15 protein-coding genes and 1 pseudogene are annotated in these 16,054 nt (G+C 70.4%); 9 read left to right on the forward strand and 7 right to left on the reverse strand.

Features of this window, described 5'->3' with window-relative positions:
• Positions 1-50 precede the first annotated feature (50 nt).
• Both F3T56_RS01210 and F3T56_RS01215 read left to right on the forward strand, forming a co-directional pair.
• On the forward strand, positions 51-743 hold the full coding sequence (locus F3T56_RS01210; RefSeq protein WP_172638754.1) for a class I SAM-dependent methyltransferase: 693 nt from the start codon (positions 51-53) through the stop codon (positions 741-743).
• Positions 744-950: 207 nt separating this feature from the next.
• Positions 951-1,439 carry a DoxX family protein gene (locus F3T56_RS01215; protein WP_149822747.1) on the forward strand — a complete coding sequence of 163 codons (489 nt, stop codon included), beginning with the start codon at positions 951-953 and terminating at the stop codon, positions 1,437-1,439.
• Positions 1,440-1,554: 115 nt separating this feature from the next.
• On the opposite strand, the gene F3T56_RS01220 is transcribed toward F3T56_RS01215, so the two are convergent.
• A complete protein-coding gene (locus F3T56_RS01220; protein WP_149822748.1) occupies positions 1,555-2,085 on the reverse strand; it encodes an RNA-binding S4 domain-containing protein in 531 nt (176 codons plus the stop codon).
• A gap of 234 nt (positions 2,086-2,319) precedes the next feature.
• Between F3T56_RS01220 and F3T56_RS01225 the strand changes: the two genes are divergently transcribed.
• The gene (locus F3T56_RS01225) at positions 2,320-3,063 is read left to right on the forward strand and encodes a uracil-DNA glycosylase (RefSeq protein ID WP_149822749.1); all 744 of its coding nucleotides are present in this window, start codon (positions 2,320-2,322) and stop codon (positions 3,061-3,063) included.
• Positions 3,064-3,151: 88 nt separating this feature from the next.
• Positions 3,152-4,114 carry a prolyl aminopeptidase gene (gene pip, locus F3T56_RS01230; RefSeq protein ID WP_149822750.1) on the forward strand — a complete coding sequence of 321 codons (963 nt, stop codon included), beginning with the start codon at positions 3,152-3,154 and terminating at the stop codon, positions 4,112-4,114.
• 28 nt (positions 4,115-4,142) lie between these two features.
• Here the strand turns inward: pip and F3T56_RS01235 are convergent, their stop codons facing one another.
• Together F3T56_RS01235 and F3T56_RS01240 are read right to left on the reverse strand one after the other, a co-directional pair.
• Positions 4,143-5,618 carry a LamG domain-containing protein gene (locus F3T56_RS01235; RefSeq protein ID WP_149822751.1) on the reverse strand — a complete coding sequence of 492 codons (1,476 nt, stop codon included), beginning with the start codon at positions 5,616-5,618 and terminating at the stop codon, positions 4,143-4,145.
• Between the two features lie 91 nt (positions 5,619-5,709).
• Positions 5,710-6,387: a GntR family transcriptional regulator gene (locus tag F3T56_RS01240; protein ID WP_149822752.1), complete on the reverse strand. Its 678-nt coding sequence runs from the start codon at positions 6,385-6,387 to the stop codon at positions 5,710-5,712.
• 165 nt (positions 6,388-6,552) lie between these two features.
• On the opposite strand from F3T56_RS01240, the gene F3T56_RS01245 reads away from it, so the two are divergent.
• Positions 6,553-8,055, forward strand: coding sequence for an NCS1 family nucleobase:cation symporter-1 (locus tag F3T56_RS01245; RefSeq protein WP_149822753.1), 1,503 nt, complete (start codon positions 6,553-6,555; stop codon positions 8,053-8,055).
• 2 nt (positions 8,056-8,057) lie between these two features.
• Positions 8,058-8,792: an aspartate/glutamate racemase family protein gene (locus tag F3T56_RS01250; protein ID WP_149822754.1), complete on the forward strand. Its 735-nt coding sequence runs from the start codon at positions 8,058-8,060 to the stop codon at positions 8,790-8,792.
• A gap of 198 nt (positions 8,793-8,990) precedes the next feature.
• Here F3T56_RS01250 and F3T56_RS01255 read toward each other — a convergent pair whose 3' ends face one another.
• From F3T56_RS01255 to F3T56_RS01270, 4 genes are all read right to left on the reverse strand, one after another.
• Complete coding sequence (locus F3T56_RS01255; RefSeq protein WP_149822755.1) at positions 8,991-9,395, reverse strand: RidA family protein; 405 nt, start codon at positions 9,393-9,395, stop codon at positions 8,991-8,993.
• Positions 9,392-10,276 (reverse strand): GNAT family N-acetyltransferase, encoded by an 885-nt coding sequence (locus tag F3T56_RS01260; protein WP_149822756.1) that lies wholly within the window; start codon positions 10,274-10,276, stop codon positions 9,392-9,394. The genes F3T56_RS01255 and F3T56_RS01260 overlap by 4 nt, the downstream gene beginning before the upstream one ends.
• A 244-nt stretch (positions 10,277-10,520) precedes the next feature.
• The gene (locus tag F3T56_RS01265; protein ID WP_246203312.1) at positions 10,521-11,183 is read right to left on the reverse strand and encodes a hypothetical protein; all 663 of its coding nucleotides are present in this window, start codon (positions 11,181-11,183) and stop codon (positions 10,521-10,523) included.
• A gap of 147 nt (positions 11,184-11,330) precedes the next feature.
• Positions 11,331-12,086, reverse strand: coding sequence for an SDR family oxidoreductase (locus F3T56_RS01270; RefSeq protein WP_246203313.1), 756 nt, complete (start codon positions 12,084-12,086; stop codon positions 11,331-11,333).
• A gap of 204 nt (positions 12,087-12,290) precedes the next feature.
• On the opposite strand from F3T56_RS01270, the gene F3T56_RS01275 reads away from it, so the two are divergent.
• The 3 genes and pseudogenes from F3T56_RS01275 (at position 12,291) to F3T56_RS01285 (ending at position 16,034) form a co-directional block, all read left to right on the forward strand.
• Positions 12,291-12,707, forward strand: coding sequence for a hypothetical protein (locus tag F3T56_RS01275; RefSeq protein WP_149822758.1), 417 nt, complete (start codon positions 12,291-12,293; stop codon positions 12,705-12,707).
• A 63-nt stretch (positions 12,708-12,770) separates the two neighbouring features.
• Positions 12,771-13,499 (forward strand): annotated as a pseudogene (locus tag F3T56_RS01280) (DUF7873 family protein); the annotation flags it as partial.
• A 600-nt stretch (positions 13,500-14,099) separates the two neighbouring features.
• Entirely contained in the window at positions 14,100-16,034 is a 1,935-nt protein-coding gene (locus tag F3T56_RS01285; RefSeq protein ID WP_149822759.1) for an FUSC family protein, read from the forward strand.
• Positions 16,035-16,054 lie beyond the last annotated feature (20 nt).

The following is a 16,054-nucleotide window of genomic DNA, read 5'->3' on the forward strand; positions in this document are numbered from 1 at the left end:
GGGTGGCGGATGGGTGGAACGCCCAAGCACCGGCGGGCCGTTGGACGGATATGAGCATTCAGATGCGTGAGGGCTACAAGGGGACCGGACCCGGTGCGATCACCCCGGACGGCTGCGCGGTCGAGCTGTACTCGCGGCTGCCGGTGGGGGACGAGCCGGAGGTGATCGCGGGCGTCGCGCCCGCGGGCGCGCGCATTCTCGAACTGGGGAGTGGGGTGGGGCGTATGACCCATCCACTGATCGAGCGGGGGTTCACCGTCACGGCCGTCGACGAGTCGGCGGAGATGCTGGAGCGGGTGCGCGGCGCCCGGACGATATGCAGCCCGATCGAAGGGCTCGCCCTGGACGAGAAGTTCGACGTCGTGCTCCTTGCGTCGTTCCTCGTCCATACCGGAGACCCCGAGGTACGCCGCGGGATGCTCGCCACCTGCCTGCGGCACGTCGCGGACGACGGCTTCGTACTGATCCAGCGGGAAGGGGAGGACTACCACACCAACGTGCCCCGCGAGCGGGTCGACCCCCGTGGCTTCACCGTCCGCATAGCCTCGACCGAACCGATCGGAGACGGGGTCGACTCCGTCTTCGTCGAGTACTTCTTCCCGGACGGGGAGTGGACCCAGACGTTCCGTTCACGGCCGCTCACCAGGGAACAGTTCGAGGAGGCGCTGGACGAGGCGGGGCTGAAGGTGGACCGGTACCTGACGGAGGACCGGATCTGGGTGAAGGCGGTGCCGGTGGGGTGAGGACGGCACGGTGAGGTGAGGACGGTACTGGTGAGGCGAGGTGCGGTACTGATGGGGTGACGGCGGCTGCCGGTGGGGGGAGAGGCGGGGAGGGGGAGGGCCCACCAAGTTCGGCGCGAATTTCCGGCGGGCACCGATGAGTTCGGCGCAGTGCCTCGGTCTACCTCTGTGACAGCAACACGGAACTGCTTCACACAGGAGAACGCCATGTCCGAGACCACCGCTCCCATCACCCGAGTCGCCGCCCCCTCCGCGACCGCTGCCTCCGCCACTGCTCCGGCCGCCGCCTCCGGCGCGAACGGCATCGCACGTAGCAGGCGTGCCCGGATCTCGTTGGGCGCTCTGCAGATCGTGCTCGCGCTCTTCTTCGCGATCGCGAGCGCGCTGCCCAAGCTGATCGCGCACCCGTCGGCCGCCGAGTCCTTCGAGACGCTGGGCTGGGGCAGCACGGGGATGTACACCATCGGCGCGCTCGAACTGGCCGGGGCGATCGGGCTGGTGATCCCCGTGCTGGCCCCCGTCGCGGCGGGGGCGTTGAGCGCGCTGATGGTGGGGGCGTTCATCACCCAGGTCGCCGTCTTCGACGGGGAGTACGCGGCGACTCCGCTCATCTTGATGGTCCCGCTCATCGTGATCGCGTGGGCGCGGCGCCAGGACGCGGCCGGGCTGGTGCGGCTGGTGCGACGGGAGGCGTGATCGCCGCTCATGTGACCGTCGCGGTGATGTCCGCGCGGAGGACAGCGCCGAGGGGCTTCCCGGTAGAGGACGGGAAGTCCCCCGGCGCTGTCCTGCGGCGGCGCGACACCTTCGCTCAGGAGCCGCCGGTTCCGCCCAAGCCATCGGTCCGGCCGAAGTCGCCGGGCGCTCCAGGACCCGCCAGGCCGCGGAGGCGCTCCAGGTCTCGGCGGTCGCGTTTGGTGGGGCGGCCGGTGCCTCGGTCGCGGATTCCTGCGGGGGCGGTGGCCTCGCGAGGCGGGGGCGGCGGCGAGTTGTCGACGTAGCACTCGGCGGCGACGGGCGCGCCCACCCGCTTACGGATCAGACGCTTGACGACGACGATCCGCTCGTGGCCCCCTGCCTGGCGCAGCCGTACCTCGTCGCCGACGCGAACCGAGTGCGCGGGCTTGACGCGTTCGCCGTTGACCTTGACGTGACCGCCCCGGCAGGCGGTGGCGCCCATCGAACGGGTCTTGACCAGACGGACCGACCAGATCCAGCTGTCGATGCGCACGGTCTCGCCGCCGACCGGGCGAGCGGCCTCGGCGGCGGCCGCCGCAGCGCCGGAGTCCCGGTTCGTGGTGCCCGGGCCGTTCGCCCGCGCGTCCGTACCTTCAGAAGCCATGCCTCGACCTTAGCTCGCCGCCGTGGCCCGGCGAGGCGAAGAAGCCGTCGGCGAATCCAGGCAGCGGGCGGCGGCCAGCGGGCAGCGATTGGCGGATTTGTCCCAGCGGTACGCCCCGAGACAGGCGTTTTGCCGAGACAAATCCGCCAATCGCCGAGCGCCCACGAGCCGCGTCCACCGCGTCGGGCGATCACCGTGCCCCCGGGAGGCGATCACCGGCCGTACCGTGGAGGCATGGGCAGCGGCGACGGCGGTGCGATCGTTCACCCTGGTCACGGTGGTGACAAGGGGCTGGCCGCGCTCGACGCCCGGATCATCGGGTGCCGTGCCTGTCCCCGGCTGGTCGGGTGGCGGGAGGAGGTGGCCCGGACCAGGCGGGCCGCGTTCGCCGACGAGGAGTACTGGGGGCGGCCGGTGCCGGGCTTCGGGCCGCCCGACGCGGCGCTGCTGATCATCGGGCTCGCTCCCGCCGCGCACGGGGCGAACCGGACCGGGCGGATGTTCACCGGCGACCGCTCGGGCGACGTGCTGTACGCGGCGCTGCACGACGTGGGCCTCGCCTCGCGCGGCACGGCGGTCGGCCTTGACGACGGCCTGGAACTGTACGGCGTACGGATCACCTCACCCGTGCACTGCGCACCGCCCGCCAACAAGCCGACCCCCGCGGAACGGGATACGTGCCGGCCGTGGCTGGTAGGTGAGCTGGAGTTGCTGCGGCCGTCGCTGCGGGCCGTGATCGTGCTCGGTGCCTTCGGCTGGCGGGCCGTGCTGCCCGCTCTCGCCGAGGCCGGCTGGGACGTGCCCCGGCCCCGGCCCGTCTTCGGCCACGGCATCCACGTACCGCTCGACGGGCTCGACCTCTTCGGCTGCTTCCATGTGAGCCAGCGCAACACCTTCACCGGCCGGCTGACCCCCGCCATGCTCCGCGAGGTTCTGCGTACGGCGGCCAGGGCGGCCGGGCTGAGCATCACGTCGTAGTCGGGCCCGGTCGGTCCTGGCCCGGACCGGCTCGGGCCCGGCGGAAAAGCGGCTGCCGACCGGGGCGTACGCCGGTTAAGGTCGCGCAATGCCTCTCTATCCCGAGATCGAACCGTACGACCACGGCATGCTCGACGTCGGTGACGGCAACCACGTGTACTGGGAGGTCAGCGGGAATCCGCGGGGCAAGCCGGCGGTCGTGCTGCACGGTGGGCCGGGTTCCCGGGCCAACGCCTGGTTCCCGTGCCTCTTCGACCCCGAGGCGTATCGGATCGTGCAGTTCGACCAGCGCGGGTGCGGGCGGTCCACGCCGCCGGCCGGCGCGTACGAGACCGACATGAGCGTCAATACGACCGCTCACCTCATCGCCGACCTGGAGTTGTTGCGGCGGCACCTGGGGATCGAGCGGTGGCTGGTGTGGGGCGTGTCGTGGGGGTCGGTGCTCGGGCTGCGGTACGCGCAGACGCATCCGGGTGCGGTGACCGAGTTGGTCCTCACCGGCGTCGCCTCCGGCAGCGACGCCGAAGTCGCCCTGCTGACCAGGGGACTTGGGCAGTTCTTCCCGGACGCCTTCGAACGGTTCCTGGCCGAACTGCCCGAGGACGAGCGCGACGGGAACCTCGCGGCCGCCTACAACCGGCTGCTCGAGTCGCCCGACGCCGACGTGCGGGCGCGGGCGGCGCGGGCCTGGACCGACTGGGAGACGGCCATCGCGGCGCAGCCGCCCCGTTCCGTGCCGCGCTACGAGGACCCGGTGTTCCGCTACTCCTTCGCCCGTACCGTCACCCACTACTGGGGCAACGACCACTTCCTCGACCAGACCGACCTCGACGGCGTCGTCCTGCGTGACGCGCCCCTGCTCAAGGGCATCCCCGGCACGCTCGTCCAGGGCAGTCTCGACCCCGGCAATCTCCTCGGTGTCGTCTGGCGCCTCCACCACGCCTGGCCCGGCAGTGAGTTGGTCCTCGTCGACGACGTGGGACACAACGCGGGCGCGCCGGACATGGCGCAGGCGTTGGTGGAGGCGACGGACAAGTACGCCAGGAGTTGAGCGTCGCGAGGACGCCGGGGGCTGAGCGTCAGACGACGCGGGCCGCCGAGATGGGCCGGTCGGCGACGGCGTACGTTTTCGCGGAGCTGGAGTTGACGCTCCAGCGGTAGCGGGAGAACTCCCCGGTGGTGTCGGAGGCGTAGAACATCATGTGGCCGATGCCGACGCCCTGGAAGTTCGTGCCGTCGACGTCGCTGACCATGCGGGTGTCCGGATACTGGGCGTAGCTGGACAGGCCGTACACGCCGTGCGGGTCGGATGTCATGTCGACGACCTCGATGGCGTACTGGGTCTCGCCGCTGAAGTTCACCGACCCGGTGAAGACGCCCTTGACCTGTCGGACCATCACGATGTGGCCGGTGTTGTCGGGGTCGCTGCCGTTGTAGTCGACGGCGATCAGGTCGCCGGGCTGCAGGTCGGTGACCTTGCGGATGCGCTTGAGGTGGGGGCCGCCGGTGCCGTCCGTGAAGGCCATGCGGTAGTCGGCGGCCTCGGGGATGCGGTCCTGGAAGTACTGCGTGAAGTAGGCGTCGGTCGCCCAGCCGTAGGTGTGCTTCAGCACCCAGGTGATGAAGGAGGAGCAGCGGGCCTTGGCGATCCAGCTGGTCAGGTCGTCGGGGGTGCCCCAGGTGACCGTGGACGCGGAGCCGACCAGGTACTGGTTGTTCAGGCCGGCGGTGCGGCCGCTGATCAGGGAGATCTCGTCGGCGCTCAGCACACGGCCGTAGGCCCGTACGTCGTCCACCGAGCCCTTGAAGCGGTTCACCGATGCGCCGTCCCACTTGGCCCGGCCTATGTTGAAGCCCTGCGTGGCGGCCCAGGACAGCGTGGTGGCGGCGCTGCCCTTCAGTTCGCCGTTCACGTACAGATGGATCTGCGTGCCGTCCCACACTCCGGTCAGATGTGTCCAGACACCGAGCGCGGCCGGGGTGGTGGCGACGGCGGAGACCTTGGTGCTCTGGTCCTCGCTGCGCACCTTGAACGCCCAGGTGCTGAAAGCGGGGTCGTACTGGAGGAGGAAGCGGCTGGCGGCGGTGCCGTCCTGGCTGACCGCGGTGTACATGTTCGCCAGGTCGGCGGGTGTGTCGCCGTCCGCCAGGCGCACCCAGGCCGACACCGTGAAGGGGGCCGTGGTGTCGAGGACGGAGGCCGTGGCCGCGTACGCGTTGGATGTGCCGTCGAAGGTCAGTTCGCCGCCGGCGCGCGAGGTCGACCAGGACGCGCCGGAGCCGAGGGTGACCGGCCGCTCGTGGCCGGACCGGTCGGCGCCCGTGCCGTCCAGAGGCCAGTGCCCGAGGAGGCCGCCCGGCAGATAACCGGAGGCCAGGAGACGCTGGTAGTGCACCATCCGGTCGGCCTCCGCCAGATGCGGGGCCGTGACGGGGGTGAACGGAGTGTTGAGCGGTGCGTCCGCCGCGGCGGTCCCCGAGCTCTGCACCACTCCCGTGAACGCGCCGACGCCCACGATCGCCGCTCCGCTCAACAACCCACGTCTGCTGACCATGCTGCCGTCCTCACTGCCTGAGTTGAAAGGTCGGCAGAGTGTAGGCAGACGGTTGGGTCGTCGGCCTCAGCATTTATCCGCTGGTGGGTGCTTACGAGTTCTGGTCCTCGCCGAACAGGTGCCGCACCGTGGAGCGGTAGTTGGTCCGGACGTGGGTGAGCGCGTGCTCCCGGGCGCGGTCGGGGTCGCCGGAGGCGATCGCCTCGTACATCTCGCGGTGTTCGGCGAGGAGTTGGGGCCACTCGGTGTTCTGGCGGGTGAGCCAGCGCAGTCGGCCGGCGACCGGTTCCATGACGGAGATGAGCAGGCTGTTGCCGGCCATGGCCAGGACGCCGTCGTGGAAACGGGTGTTGACGTCGGTGATCGTCTCGGCGTCACCGGCGTGGGTCGCGGCCGCCGCCTGGTCGAGCAGGGCCGACAGCTCCGCCAGGGTCCCCGGGGTGGCGCGGGCGGCGGCGAGCCCGGCGGCGTACACCTCCAGCGCCTCGCGCAGCTCGAAGAGTTCCGCGACGTCGGCCGGGGTGAGACGGCGGACGACGGTGCGGCGCGGGGTCTCGAAGAGGACGAAGCCCTCGGCGACCAGGGCGCGGATCGCCTCGCGGACCGGGACCCGGGAGACCCCGAAGCGGTCCGCCAGCTCGCGCTCGACGAGCCGGTCACCGGGGCGCAGGCGTCCCGCGATGATGTCCTGCCGCAGGGTCGCGAGGACGCGCTCGCGCACCGCGCCCAGGGGTTCGATCTTCGCTCCTTGCGGAGCCACGGAACTCATGGGCCAATTTTCACCGACGCCAGGGGTGTTTTACATGGCGTTAACAACAGCGACATCGGTCGGAACGGTTGACGGGAGCACCATGTCGGCAGTTTGGTATACCAAAGCCCCCCAGTGCTGGTCCGCTTTATCCTCTCCCCGTCTCCCCTCGCACCTGGAGGCCCCGTGTCTCTCGCCGACCATGCCGAAGCCACCGGCACCACAGCGTTCGTCCCCGACCCCCGCCTCACCAACGAAGACCTGGCGCCCGCCGAGAAGCGCAACTGGAAGGTCTTCGACCTCTTCGCCCTGTGGATGTCCGACGTCCACAACCTCGGCAACTACACCTTCGCCGCCGGCCTGCTCGTCCTCGGCATGAACGTCTGGCAGGTCTTCACGTCGCTGCTCGTCGGCTTCGTGATCATCTACATCGGCATGAACTGGATGGGGAAGATCGGCCAGCGCCACGGCGTGCCGTTCCCCGTGGTCAGCCGCATCAGCTTCGGCATCTGGGGCGCCAACATCCCGGCCATTATCCGGGCCGTGATCGCCATCATGTGGTACGGCATCCAGACCTATCTCGCGTCCGTCGCCGTCAACATCATGCTGCTGGCCGCCTGGCCGGGCCTGGAGTCCTGGACCCACGACTCCTTCCTCGGCCTGCACCACCTCGGCTGGATCACCTTCGTCGCCCTCTGGCTCGTCCAGGCGCTGATCATCAGTCAGGGCATGGAGTCGGTGCGCAAGTTCCAGGACTTCTGCGGCCCCGCGATCTGGATCGTCATGATCGCCCTCGCCGTGTGGATCCTCGCCGAGGCCGACTGGACGATCTCGCTCACCTCGACGCCGAACCCGGTCTCCGTGGGTGAGCAGTGGCGGCAGTGGTTCGGTGCGATCGGGCTGGTCCTCGCCACGTACGGCACGCTGATGCTCAACTTCTGCGACTTCTCGCGGTTCGCGCCCGACTACAAGACGGTCAAGCGGGGGAACTTCTGGGGGCTGCCCATCAACTCGACCGCGTTCGTCGTCGTGTCGGTCATCGTCACGGCCGGATCCATCGAGGTCTTCGGCAAGGCGATCACCGATCCGGCCTACCTCGTTGCCGAGATCGGCAATACCTGGATCCTGGTGCTCGGCGCTCTGACCTTCGCCATCGCCACCATGGGCGTCAACATCGTCGCCAACTTCGTCTCGCCGGCGTACGACCTCGCCAATGTCTGGCCGCAGAAGATCACCTTCAAGGTGGGCGGCATGATCAGCACGGTGGCGGCGCTGGTCGTGACGCCGTGGAACCTGTTCTCCAACCCCACTGTCGTGCAGTACTTCCTCGGCGGGCTCGGGGCGTTCCTCGGACCGCTGTTCGGTGTGATCATGCTCGACTACTTCTGGGTCAAGCGCGGGCGCATCGACGTCGATGAGCTCTTCAACGCCGAGCCCGGGTCCCGCTACTACTACCGGAAGGGCGTCAACCCCAAGGCCCTGTGGGCGTTCCTGCCCGCCGCGGCGGTCTCGGCGGTGCTCGCGCTGGTGTCGTACTTCAGTGCGGTCGCGCCGTATTCGTGGTTCATCGGTACGGCGCTGGCCGCCGGGCTGTACGCGGTGCTGTGCCGGGATGAGCGTGCGGGTTCGGGTTCGGCCTCGGGTGTGGGGTCGGACAAGGGTGTCGAGTCCACGGTTGTGGAGGGCTGAGCGTGCGAATCGTCGTCACCAACTGCAACACCACGCAGGAGATGACCGAGGAGATCGTGCGAGGTGCCCGGGCCGCCGCAGGCCCGGGCACCACCGTGACCGGGCTGACCCCCGCGTGGGGGCCCGAGTCGGCGGAGGGGTGGCTCGACAGTTACCTCTCGGCGGCCGCCGTCCTCGACACCCTGCGGACCTACGAGGAGCCGTACGACGCCGTCGTCATGGCCGGGTTCGGTGAGCACGGACGCGAAGGGGCGCGGGAGCTGGTGGACGTTCCCGTCGTCGACATCACCGAGGCCGCGGCCCATCTGGCGTGTCTGCTCGGGCGGCGCTACGGGGTCGTCACCACGTTGGAACGGTCGTGCGGGCAGATCGAGGACAGCCTGGAGGCGGCCGGGGTGGGGCGGAACTGCGCCGCCGTCGTCGGTACCGGGCTCGGTGTGCTCGACCTCGACGACTCCGATCGCACGACGCGGGCCTTCCTCGTTGCCGCGCAGCGGGCGCGGGATGCCGGGGCCGAGGTGCTGGTGCTCGGGTGCGCCGGGATGACCGGGCTGCAACGGGTGGTCGGGGAGAAGCTGGGGGTGCCTGTCGTCGATGGGGTGGCCGCGGCTGTGAAGCTCGCGGAGTCGTTGGTGTCGATGGGGCTGATGACCAGCCGGGCGGGGAGTTATGCGAAGCCGTTGGTGAAGAGGCGGGATTGGGGGCGGCCTGGGGTGGGCTGGGGGTCCTCTTCGTAGGGCGCGTGCTGCTTGTGGGTGGGGCGGGGCCGTGCCGGTACGTCTGCCCGTCGCTTGGTCCCCTACTTACTGCTCGGGGGTTGAGGGGCTGGGGTTCTCTGGCCGCTCTACGCGACGGGCATGACGTACCGGCACGGCTCCTTCCGCCGTCTTGCGGCTGACCCGCCGTTTCGGCTTACGCCGTCTCCCGCTGCCCGGCTACGGCTCCGGCACCACCGCCGTCGCCGTGATCTCCACCAACTGGTCTGTGTAGCCGAGGCAGGCCACGCCGAGCAGGGTGGATGAGTGCGGGCCGATGCTGAGCCCGGACGCCTCGACCACGTCCCAGACCGCGGAGAGGACCGCGGGCTCGCTGCTCACCACGTACACATCGGTCGACACGACGTGCGCGAAGTCGCTGCCCACCGCCCGCAACTGCTCCCCGAGGTTCGCCAGCACCTGCTCGGCCTGGCGTATCGGATCTCCCTCGCCGACCAGCTTTCCGTCGGCGTCCAAGGGAACGGAACCGGCGAGGAAGGCCAGCCTCGTTCCTGCCTCGACGACGGAGGCGTGGGAGTAGACGGGCGGCTGGAAGAGGGTGGAGACGGTGACGCGCTGGATCATGAGGGCTCCGGGGAATCGTCGTTCGGCAGGGTGATCTCTCGATAGTGCGCGCTCATCCCCGGACCCGCATCCGGATTTCGCGCCACCACCTGACGGTCACTCCGTGGGGACCGCGCCGCGGAGTCACGCCCGAGTCGGGTGAGTGCGGCGGCATCGATGTACGGGCTGTCCACCCGCCAGCCGTCCTCACGGGCGACGCACTCGAAGATCCCGATCTTGTACGCGAGACCCTCCGGCTCGCCGATGTCGCACCAGCGGTCGGCCCGGGCCGCCTCCGTCTCGCCTCGCACCAACGGCAGCCCCCGTACGGCGAGATACAGGGCCAACGTCGATCGAGCGTACAGACGTACGACGTCCCGCCGGTCCGGCATGCTCCGGTACTGCTCGGTCTCCCGCAGGCGCAGCCACTCGCCGTCGCGTCCGGCCAGGAGTGGGACCGACTCCGACGAGCCGGTCACCAGCAGCGTCAACTCCTCCCCATCCTCCCTGACTTCGTACCGTGGTAGATACGACAGCCGGGCCAGTCCCAGTGAGTGCTTCCACGAGGTGGTCCACAGGCCGCGGCCGAGGTAGTAACGCACGGAGCTCTGCCAGGTCCAGTGCGTGTCGAGACGGAACCCGTGCAACCCCTCGGCGCGGCAGGCACCGTAGACCGTGTCCAGCGCGGCCGAGGCGAGTCCCTGTCGCCGGGCGACGGGGTGGACGTAGAGCGAGGAGACGCGCAGGGCGCCGCCCATCGGCCAGGTGTCGACGGCGATCGTGCCGGCGGGGCCGTGACCGCTCGGTGTTCTGATCCAGTACCTCCGTCGGAATTCGTCGTCGTGCGTGCACTCCCGCCCGGTCGCACCCAGCCCGAGCCGCAACCGCTTCTCGCCGGACACCGTCAGCGAGTCCGGGTCGACGCAGCTGCCGAGGGCGCCCTCGGCGAGCGAGGCGAGATCCGGAGTCCGAACCGGCGGCCTTCACCGAAGGCGACCGGGCACAGCAGGGGAGAGGCCGCCAGGCGCTCATGCACGCGCAGGGCTTGATCGTCTTTCATGCGTCGGAACGTAGGGAGGTCACAGCCCCGATTGCCCTGCGCGGGAAGGGGATTCATAGTGCACTTCACTGACGAGATGGACCCGCTCATTGGTCGCACACTCGCTTCTCGCACTCATGCGCCAGGGCGGGATACGCCTCGGCGATGGCCGTGCAGATGCGCTGACGCAGTAGCGTGAGGGCTTCTGCGTGTCCGGAGTTCCGCCCGTGCCCGGGCAGGCCGTGGAGGAGCCGGTCGTGGTGGCTCAGCCGGTGGAGGAGGTAGTCGACCTTCCAGGGATCGAGCGACGAGCGGTCGACAGGGGTGCCGGGAGTGTCGGGAGTGTCGCCGGGAGGTCGGGCGAGCCTGTCACCGTCGCCGTAACGGCTCCATTCCGCTCCCCTCTCCTTGCGCGCCTTGTGCTCCATCGCTCGTAGTGCCAGCCTGCCCGGATCCAGGCGGGGCACCTCGATCGGCTCGCTTCTGATCCGTTCCATGGTCTCCTCCCTCCGCCGCCATACCGCGGCCCGTACCGCCTCCGACCTGCGCCCCGAGGAGTCCGCCGCCGCCCGGAACTCCGCGCTCCGCTCGGCTGCCTCGACCCGTTCCAGTCCGTACAGCCGAACCTGCGGCGCATCCCTGACCCGCGGATTCGCGCTGAGGCGGTCCGCCGCCCCGAGCAGCCGGTGCACCATCGCGCCGGTCCATCCCCGCATCCGCAGCCCGGACAACGACACGTACCGTCGGCCGTCCTCCTCGTAGCCACCCATCGCGTTGCCTCCCCCGTAGCCCCGAGCCCAGGGCGCGCCTCAGCGCATCCCGAGAGCACCTCCATCGTCACTCTCTGTGACGATGGATTCATTGAAGCGCACGCCACTGACAATCGAGACCGAGGCCGCCGGCGGCAGCGCCGCCGGTCAGCGGGCGGGGTTCAGCACGGTGGGCGGGCCCGCGAGGAGGCCGCCGTCCATGACGAACTCGCTGCCCGTCGAGAACGTGGCGTCGGTGATGATGAAGAGCACCATGCGGGCGACCTCTTCGGGCTCGCCGAATCGGGGGATGGGCTGTCCCGAGGCGTAGGAGTCGTCGAAGCCGGCCGTCATCGGGGTACGGATGGTGCCGGGATGGACGGAGCACACGCGGACCCCGTCGGGAGCCAGTTCCAGCGCGGCGGCCTTCGTCAGCCCGCGAAGCGCCCACTTGCTCGCCGCGTACGCGCCGATGCCCGCGTAGGCGGTCATTCCAGCGAGGGAGGAGATGTTCACGATCACGCCTCCACCGGCCCGGCGGAGCGAGGGAGCCACCGCCCGCATGCCCAGCCAGGCGCCCTGGAGGTTGACGTCGATGACCCGGCGGAACGATTCGAGACTCTGTTCCTCCATCGTGCCCCACGCGATCACTCCGGCGTTGTTCACCAGGACCGAGACCGGGCCCAGCTCCCGCTCCACCTCGGCCACCGCCTGCCGCCAGCCCTCCTCCTCACTGACATCCAGGCGCAGGTTCCGGGCCCGGCCGCTGAGTTCGGCCGCCAGTTCCGCCCCCTCGGCGTCACGGACATCGGCGATCACCACGGTGGCGCCCTCGGACGCGAGCAGGCGCGCCACCGCGGCGCCGATCGCGCCGGCCCCACCGGTGACGATCGCCACCCGCTCACTGAGACGTCCTGCCAGCACGGCCTCCTGGCTCCACTCCGGTGTCCCTGCCTCCCTCGCCACCAGCATCGGCTCCGGCGCGGCCGAGCGCAGTTCGGGATGACCCGGACGCGTTGTCCGGATCGAGAAGTCATGGGACGTCGTACTGAGCGCAGCGCGGGTCCGGTGAGGACCTTCGGCGGCTACGGTTGAGATCCGGTACGGCGACGAGAGTAAGGGGGCCTGATGGACGCGGAGTTGACGGCACTGGCGACGGCGGGTGCGACGGCGCTGGTTCAGCAGATGGTGGGCGACGGGTGGGCCGGGCTCCGTGACCGGGTGGTCGCGCTCTTCTCGCGAGGGCGGGACGAGGCGGACGTCCAGGAGGACTTGGAGGAGTCGCGCGCCGATCTGGTCGCCGCGCGGGACGCCGGTGACGACGAGGCCGTAGCCGACGTACGGGCCGAGTGGCGCAACCGGCTCAGGCGTACGCTCCGCGCGGACCCGGCGATGGCAGCCGAACTCCGCGCGCTGCTCGACGAGTTGGCGCCCGCGGCCGACCAGGCCAAGGGAGCCGCCTACAACACCTTCAGCGGCAGCGTCCAGCAAGGCATCGTCATCCAGGCCCACACGATCCGGGACATGACGACCGGCAAGCCGTGAGGACGAGCACGACCACGAATAACCCTTCGAGAAGATCCGCCTCGCGCTGTTACCGTCTCCCACGTGGCGAAACTCAATCAGATCATCGCAGTCGAGAAGGGCGTCAAGGCCAAGTCGCACCAGGACCTGACGGCTGCTCACCATGGGCTGCAGAAGCCGGCGTTGCTGGCCGGTATCGCGCGTACGTACCAGCCGAAGGACGAGGAGGGTGAGCAGTTGCCGCCCGAGTCGACCAGGGTGCAGGTGCGGGCCGAGGACGTGCTGCGGGAGACCGCCGGGATCCTCACACGGCTGTTCGATGTGACCGCCACCAAGGACTGGGCCAACTGCACGGCGCGGGCCGATGTGAAGGTCGAGGGGCGGGTGCTCGTCGCCGATGTGCCCGTGGCCTACCTGCTCTTCCTGGAGAAGCAGCTCGGGGAGATCAACACACTCATACGCAAGCTGCCCGTGCTCGACGCCTCCGAGGCGTGGTCGCAGGACCCTTCCACCGACGACTGGAAGACCGAGGCCGTACGGACGGTGCGTACGAAGAAAGTGCCCCGGAATCATGTGAAGGCCGAGGCCACCGACAAGCACCCCGCCCAGGTTGAGGTGTACTACGAGGACATACCGGTCGGTTACTGGACCACCGTGAAGTTCTCCGGCGCCCTGCCCGCCCGGCGCGTGAACGAAATCCTCGACCGCGTCGAGAAGTTGCAGCAAGCCGTGAAGTTCGCGCGGGAGGAAGCGAACGGCGTGGACGTCGTCGACCAGCGGGTCGGTGACGCGGTGTTCGGCTACCTGTTCGGGAAGTCTCACAGACTCCCCGGTCGGCCTGTGTGCCGAACGGGGTGCGCGAGGAGCGCAGGCTGAAGCTGAGGCTTGTCGTGACGGAGCGGTCCGTACCCGCCGAAGAAACCAGGGACGGGCCGTGATCAATCTCAGACTATTGCTCCAGACTCAGTATTCGCCGCCGATCGTCGCAACGACCGGGCCCGGGCCCCGGACGTCGAAGTGCTGGTTCAAGTCCAGCCCGCGCAGCTCGATGCGCGGTGGTCCAAAGGCAGGACGCGGCGACATGACGACTGACCTGGGTTCTCAACCGTGGCGACGTGCCGAATGGGCGGCATCTCAGGGCCCGGGGGCCGGCTACGCCCTCGGGCCCATCTCATTGCGCCCATCTCATTTCCGGCGCTTTCCCGCTGTTTCCGGGCCCGGGTCGGTTGCGTTCATTGCGGCTGCTTCCGGGTTGCGTTCATAAAGAACGTGGTCTTTCCACGCATCGTCACATCGCGGTAATACAGGCGTTCCACTTCCCCCGGACATGCGACCTACCGTGGAGGGCACCCGTACACCCCCCGGCCACCGTCGCCCGAGGACACACCCCGCCCTCGTCCGGACAGGAGCCCTGTGCCTCGCCGCGCCGCCCTCGCCCTTCCGCCCTGGCTCGCCCATGCTCTGCGTGCGCAAAGGGGGCCCGTGCCCTGGAATGCGATGCTGCGCGGGGCGCTGGCCGGTGGGCCGTTGCTGCTCGTGGCCGTGCTCGCCGGCCGGCCCACCGTCGGGGTCGTCGCCGCGCTCGGGGCCATGCTCGCCGGGATCAACGACCGGCCCGGGAGCCGACGGGTCTCCATCAAGCGACTCGGGGTGCCCGCGCTGGCCGGCGCCGTGGGACTGCTCGTCGGGACGTACGCCGGAGAGTACGCGGAGATCTACGCCGGACCGTACGAGGGGACCTACGCCGGACAGCACGTCGGAGCCGTCGCCCTCACCCTGCTGCTCACCTCGCTCGGGCTGCTCGCCGGCGGCATGAGCGCGGTCGGGCCGGTCGCCTCCGGGGCGGGTACACAGGTGCTCGTGGCCGCCGCGATCGGGGCCGGGATGCCGTTGCCGGAGACGGGGTGGGAGCGGGCGCTCGCCTATCTCGCCGGGGCCGGATGGCTGCTCCTCCTGCGTCTCCTCCTGCCCACTCCCGCGGCGTTCACCGCCGGTGACTACCGGTTCGACGGGGAACGGGACGCCGTCGCCGCCGTGTACGACGCGATCGCCACGCTCCTCGACGCCGTCGGCACCCCGCAGGCGACCGCTCGGCGGGCAGCTCTCACCGCCGCTCTCGACCACGCCCAGGACGCGCTCGCCGGGCCTCGGCTGCGCCGGTACGCCAGCTCGTCGGCCGAGCGGCGGCTGCACGCCCAGTACGCCGCCGCGCTACCGCTGGCCGAGGCGGCGACCGCGCTGGCGTGGGCCGGGGACGCCGTCGTCGGCCGGGCCTCCGAAGGACCCCGGCGGCTGGCCGCCGCCGTGCGCGACAACACGGTCACCAGGCCGCTGCCCGCGCCCTCCCGCTCCGCGCCCGCCCTGCGCGCCCTCGACGACGCGCTGCTGGCCGCGGCCGAGTCCTTCGACCGGGGCGGCGACGCCAACGACGACCTGCACACCCGGCGCCGCAGCGCCGCGTCCGTCGTACGGCTCGCCCTCGGCACCGGCGGACGCGAGTACGGGCTGCGGGTCGCCCTGTCCTTCGGGGCCAGCGCGGCCGTGGCGCAGGTACTGAACCACGAGCACTGGTACTGGCTCCCCGCGACCGCCGTGTTCCTGGTCAAGCCCGACCTCGGACCGCTCGTGTCCCGGGTGCTGTGCCGCGCCGCCGGGACCGTGCTGGGGGCCGTGGTCTTCGCCGGGCTCGCCGCCTTACTGCCCCGGCCGGAAGGGCTTGTCGCGCTCGTCGCGGTCAGCGGCGCGCTCATCCCCGTCGCCACACGGCACTTCGCCGCCCAGACCGCCGTCGTCACCGTCCTCGTCCTCGCCCTCGTCATGGTCGGCGGCGAGCCCCAGGCCTCCTGGAGCCGCATCGGCGAAACGCTGCTGGCCTGCGCCATCGTCCTGATCGTCGGACACCTGCCGATACCGAAGGGCCAGAGCGGCGGGGGCGTACGCGCCCGGCTCACCGAAGCGTGCGCGGCCGCGCACGCGTATCTGCTGCACATCCTGGACGAGGCCCACGAACCCGACCTGCCCGGAGACCGCGCGGCCCGCTGGACCCTGCGCCGCGAGGCCTACCGCACACTTGCCCAGGCCCGCACCACCATCGCCCTCTCCGGCGCCGAACTGCCCGCCCTGGCCCGGCACACCGAGGGCACCGACGAGGTCGCGGCCGTCCTCGAACGGCTTGTCGACACCACCACCGCCTGCGCCGTGGACCTCGACGACGCCGGATGCCTCACCCGCCGCCACACCGAGCAGCTCACCACACTCCTCGACGAACTCGCCCGACACCAGCGGCAGGCCGGCATCAGCCTTCCGGAGGTACCGGGCGTACGGCTGAGGACCGATCTCACGGCCTGAGGCCCGACCCCGAGGACCGC

The organism is Streptomyces tailanensis (genome assembly GCF_008386495.1).
Lineage (GTDB): Bacteria > Actinomycetota > Actinomycetes > Streptomycetales > Streptomycetaceae > Streptomyces > Streptomyces tailanensis.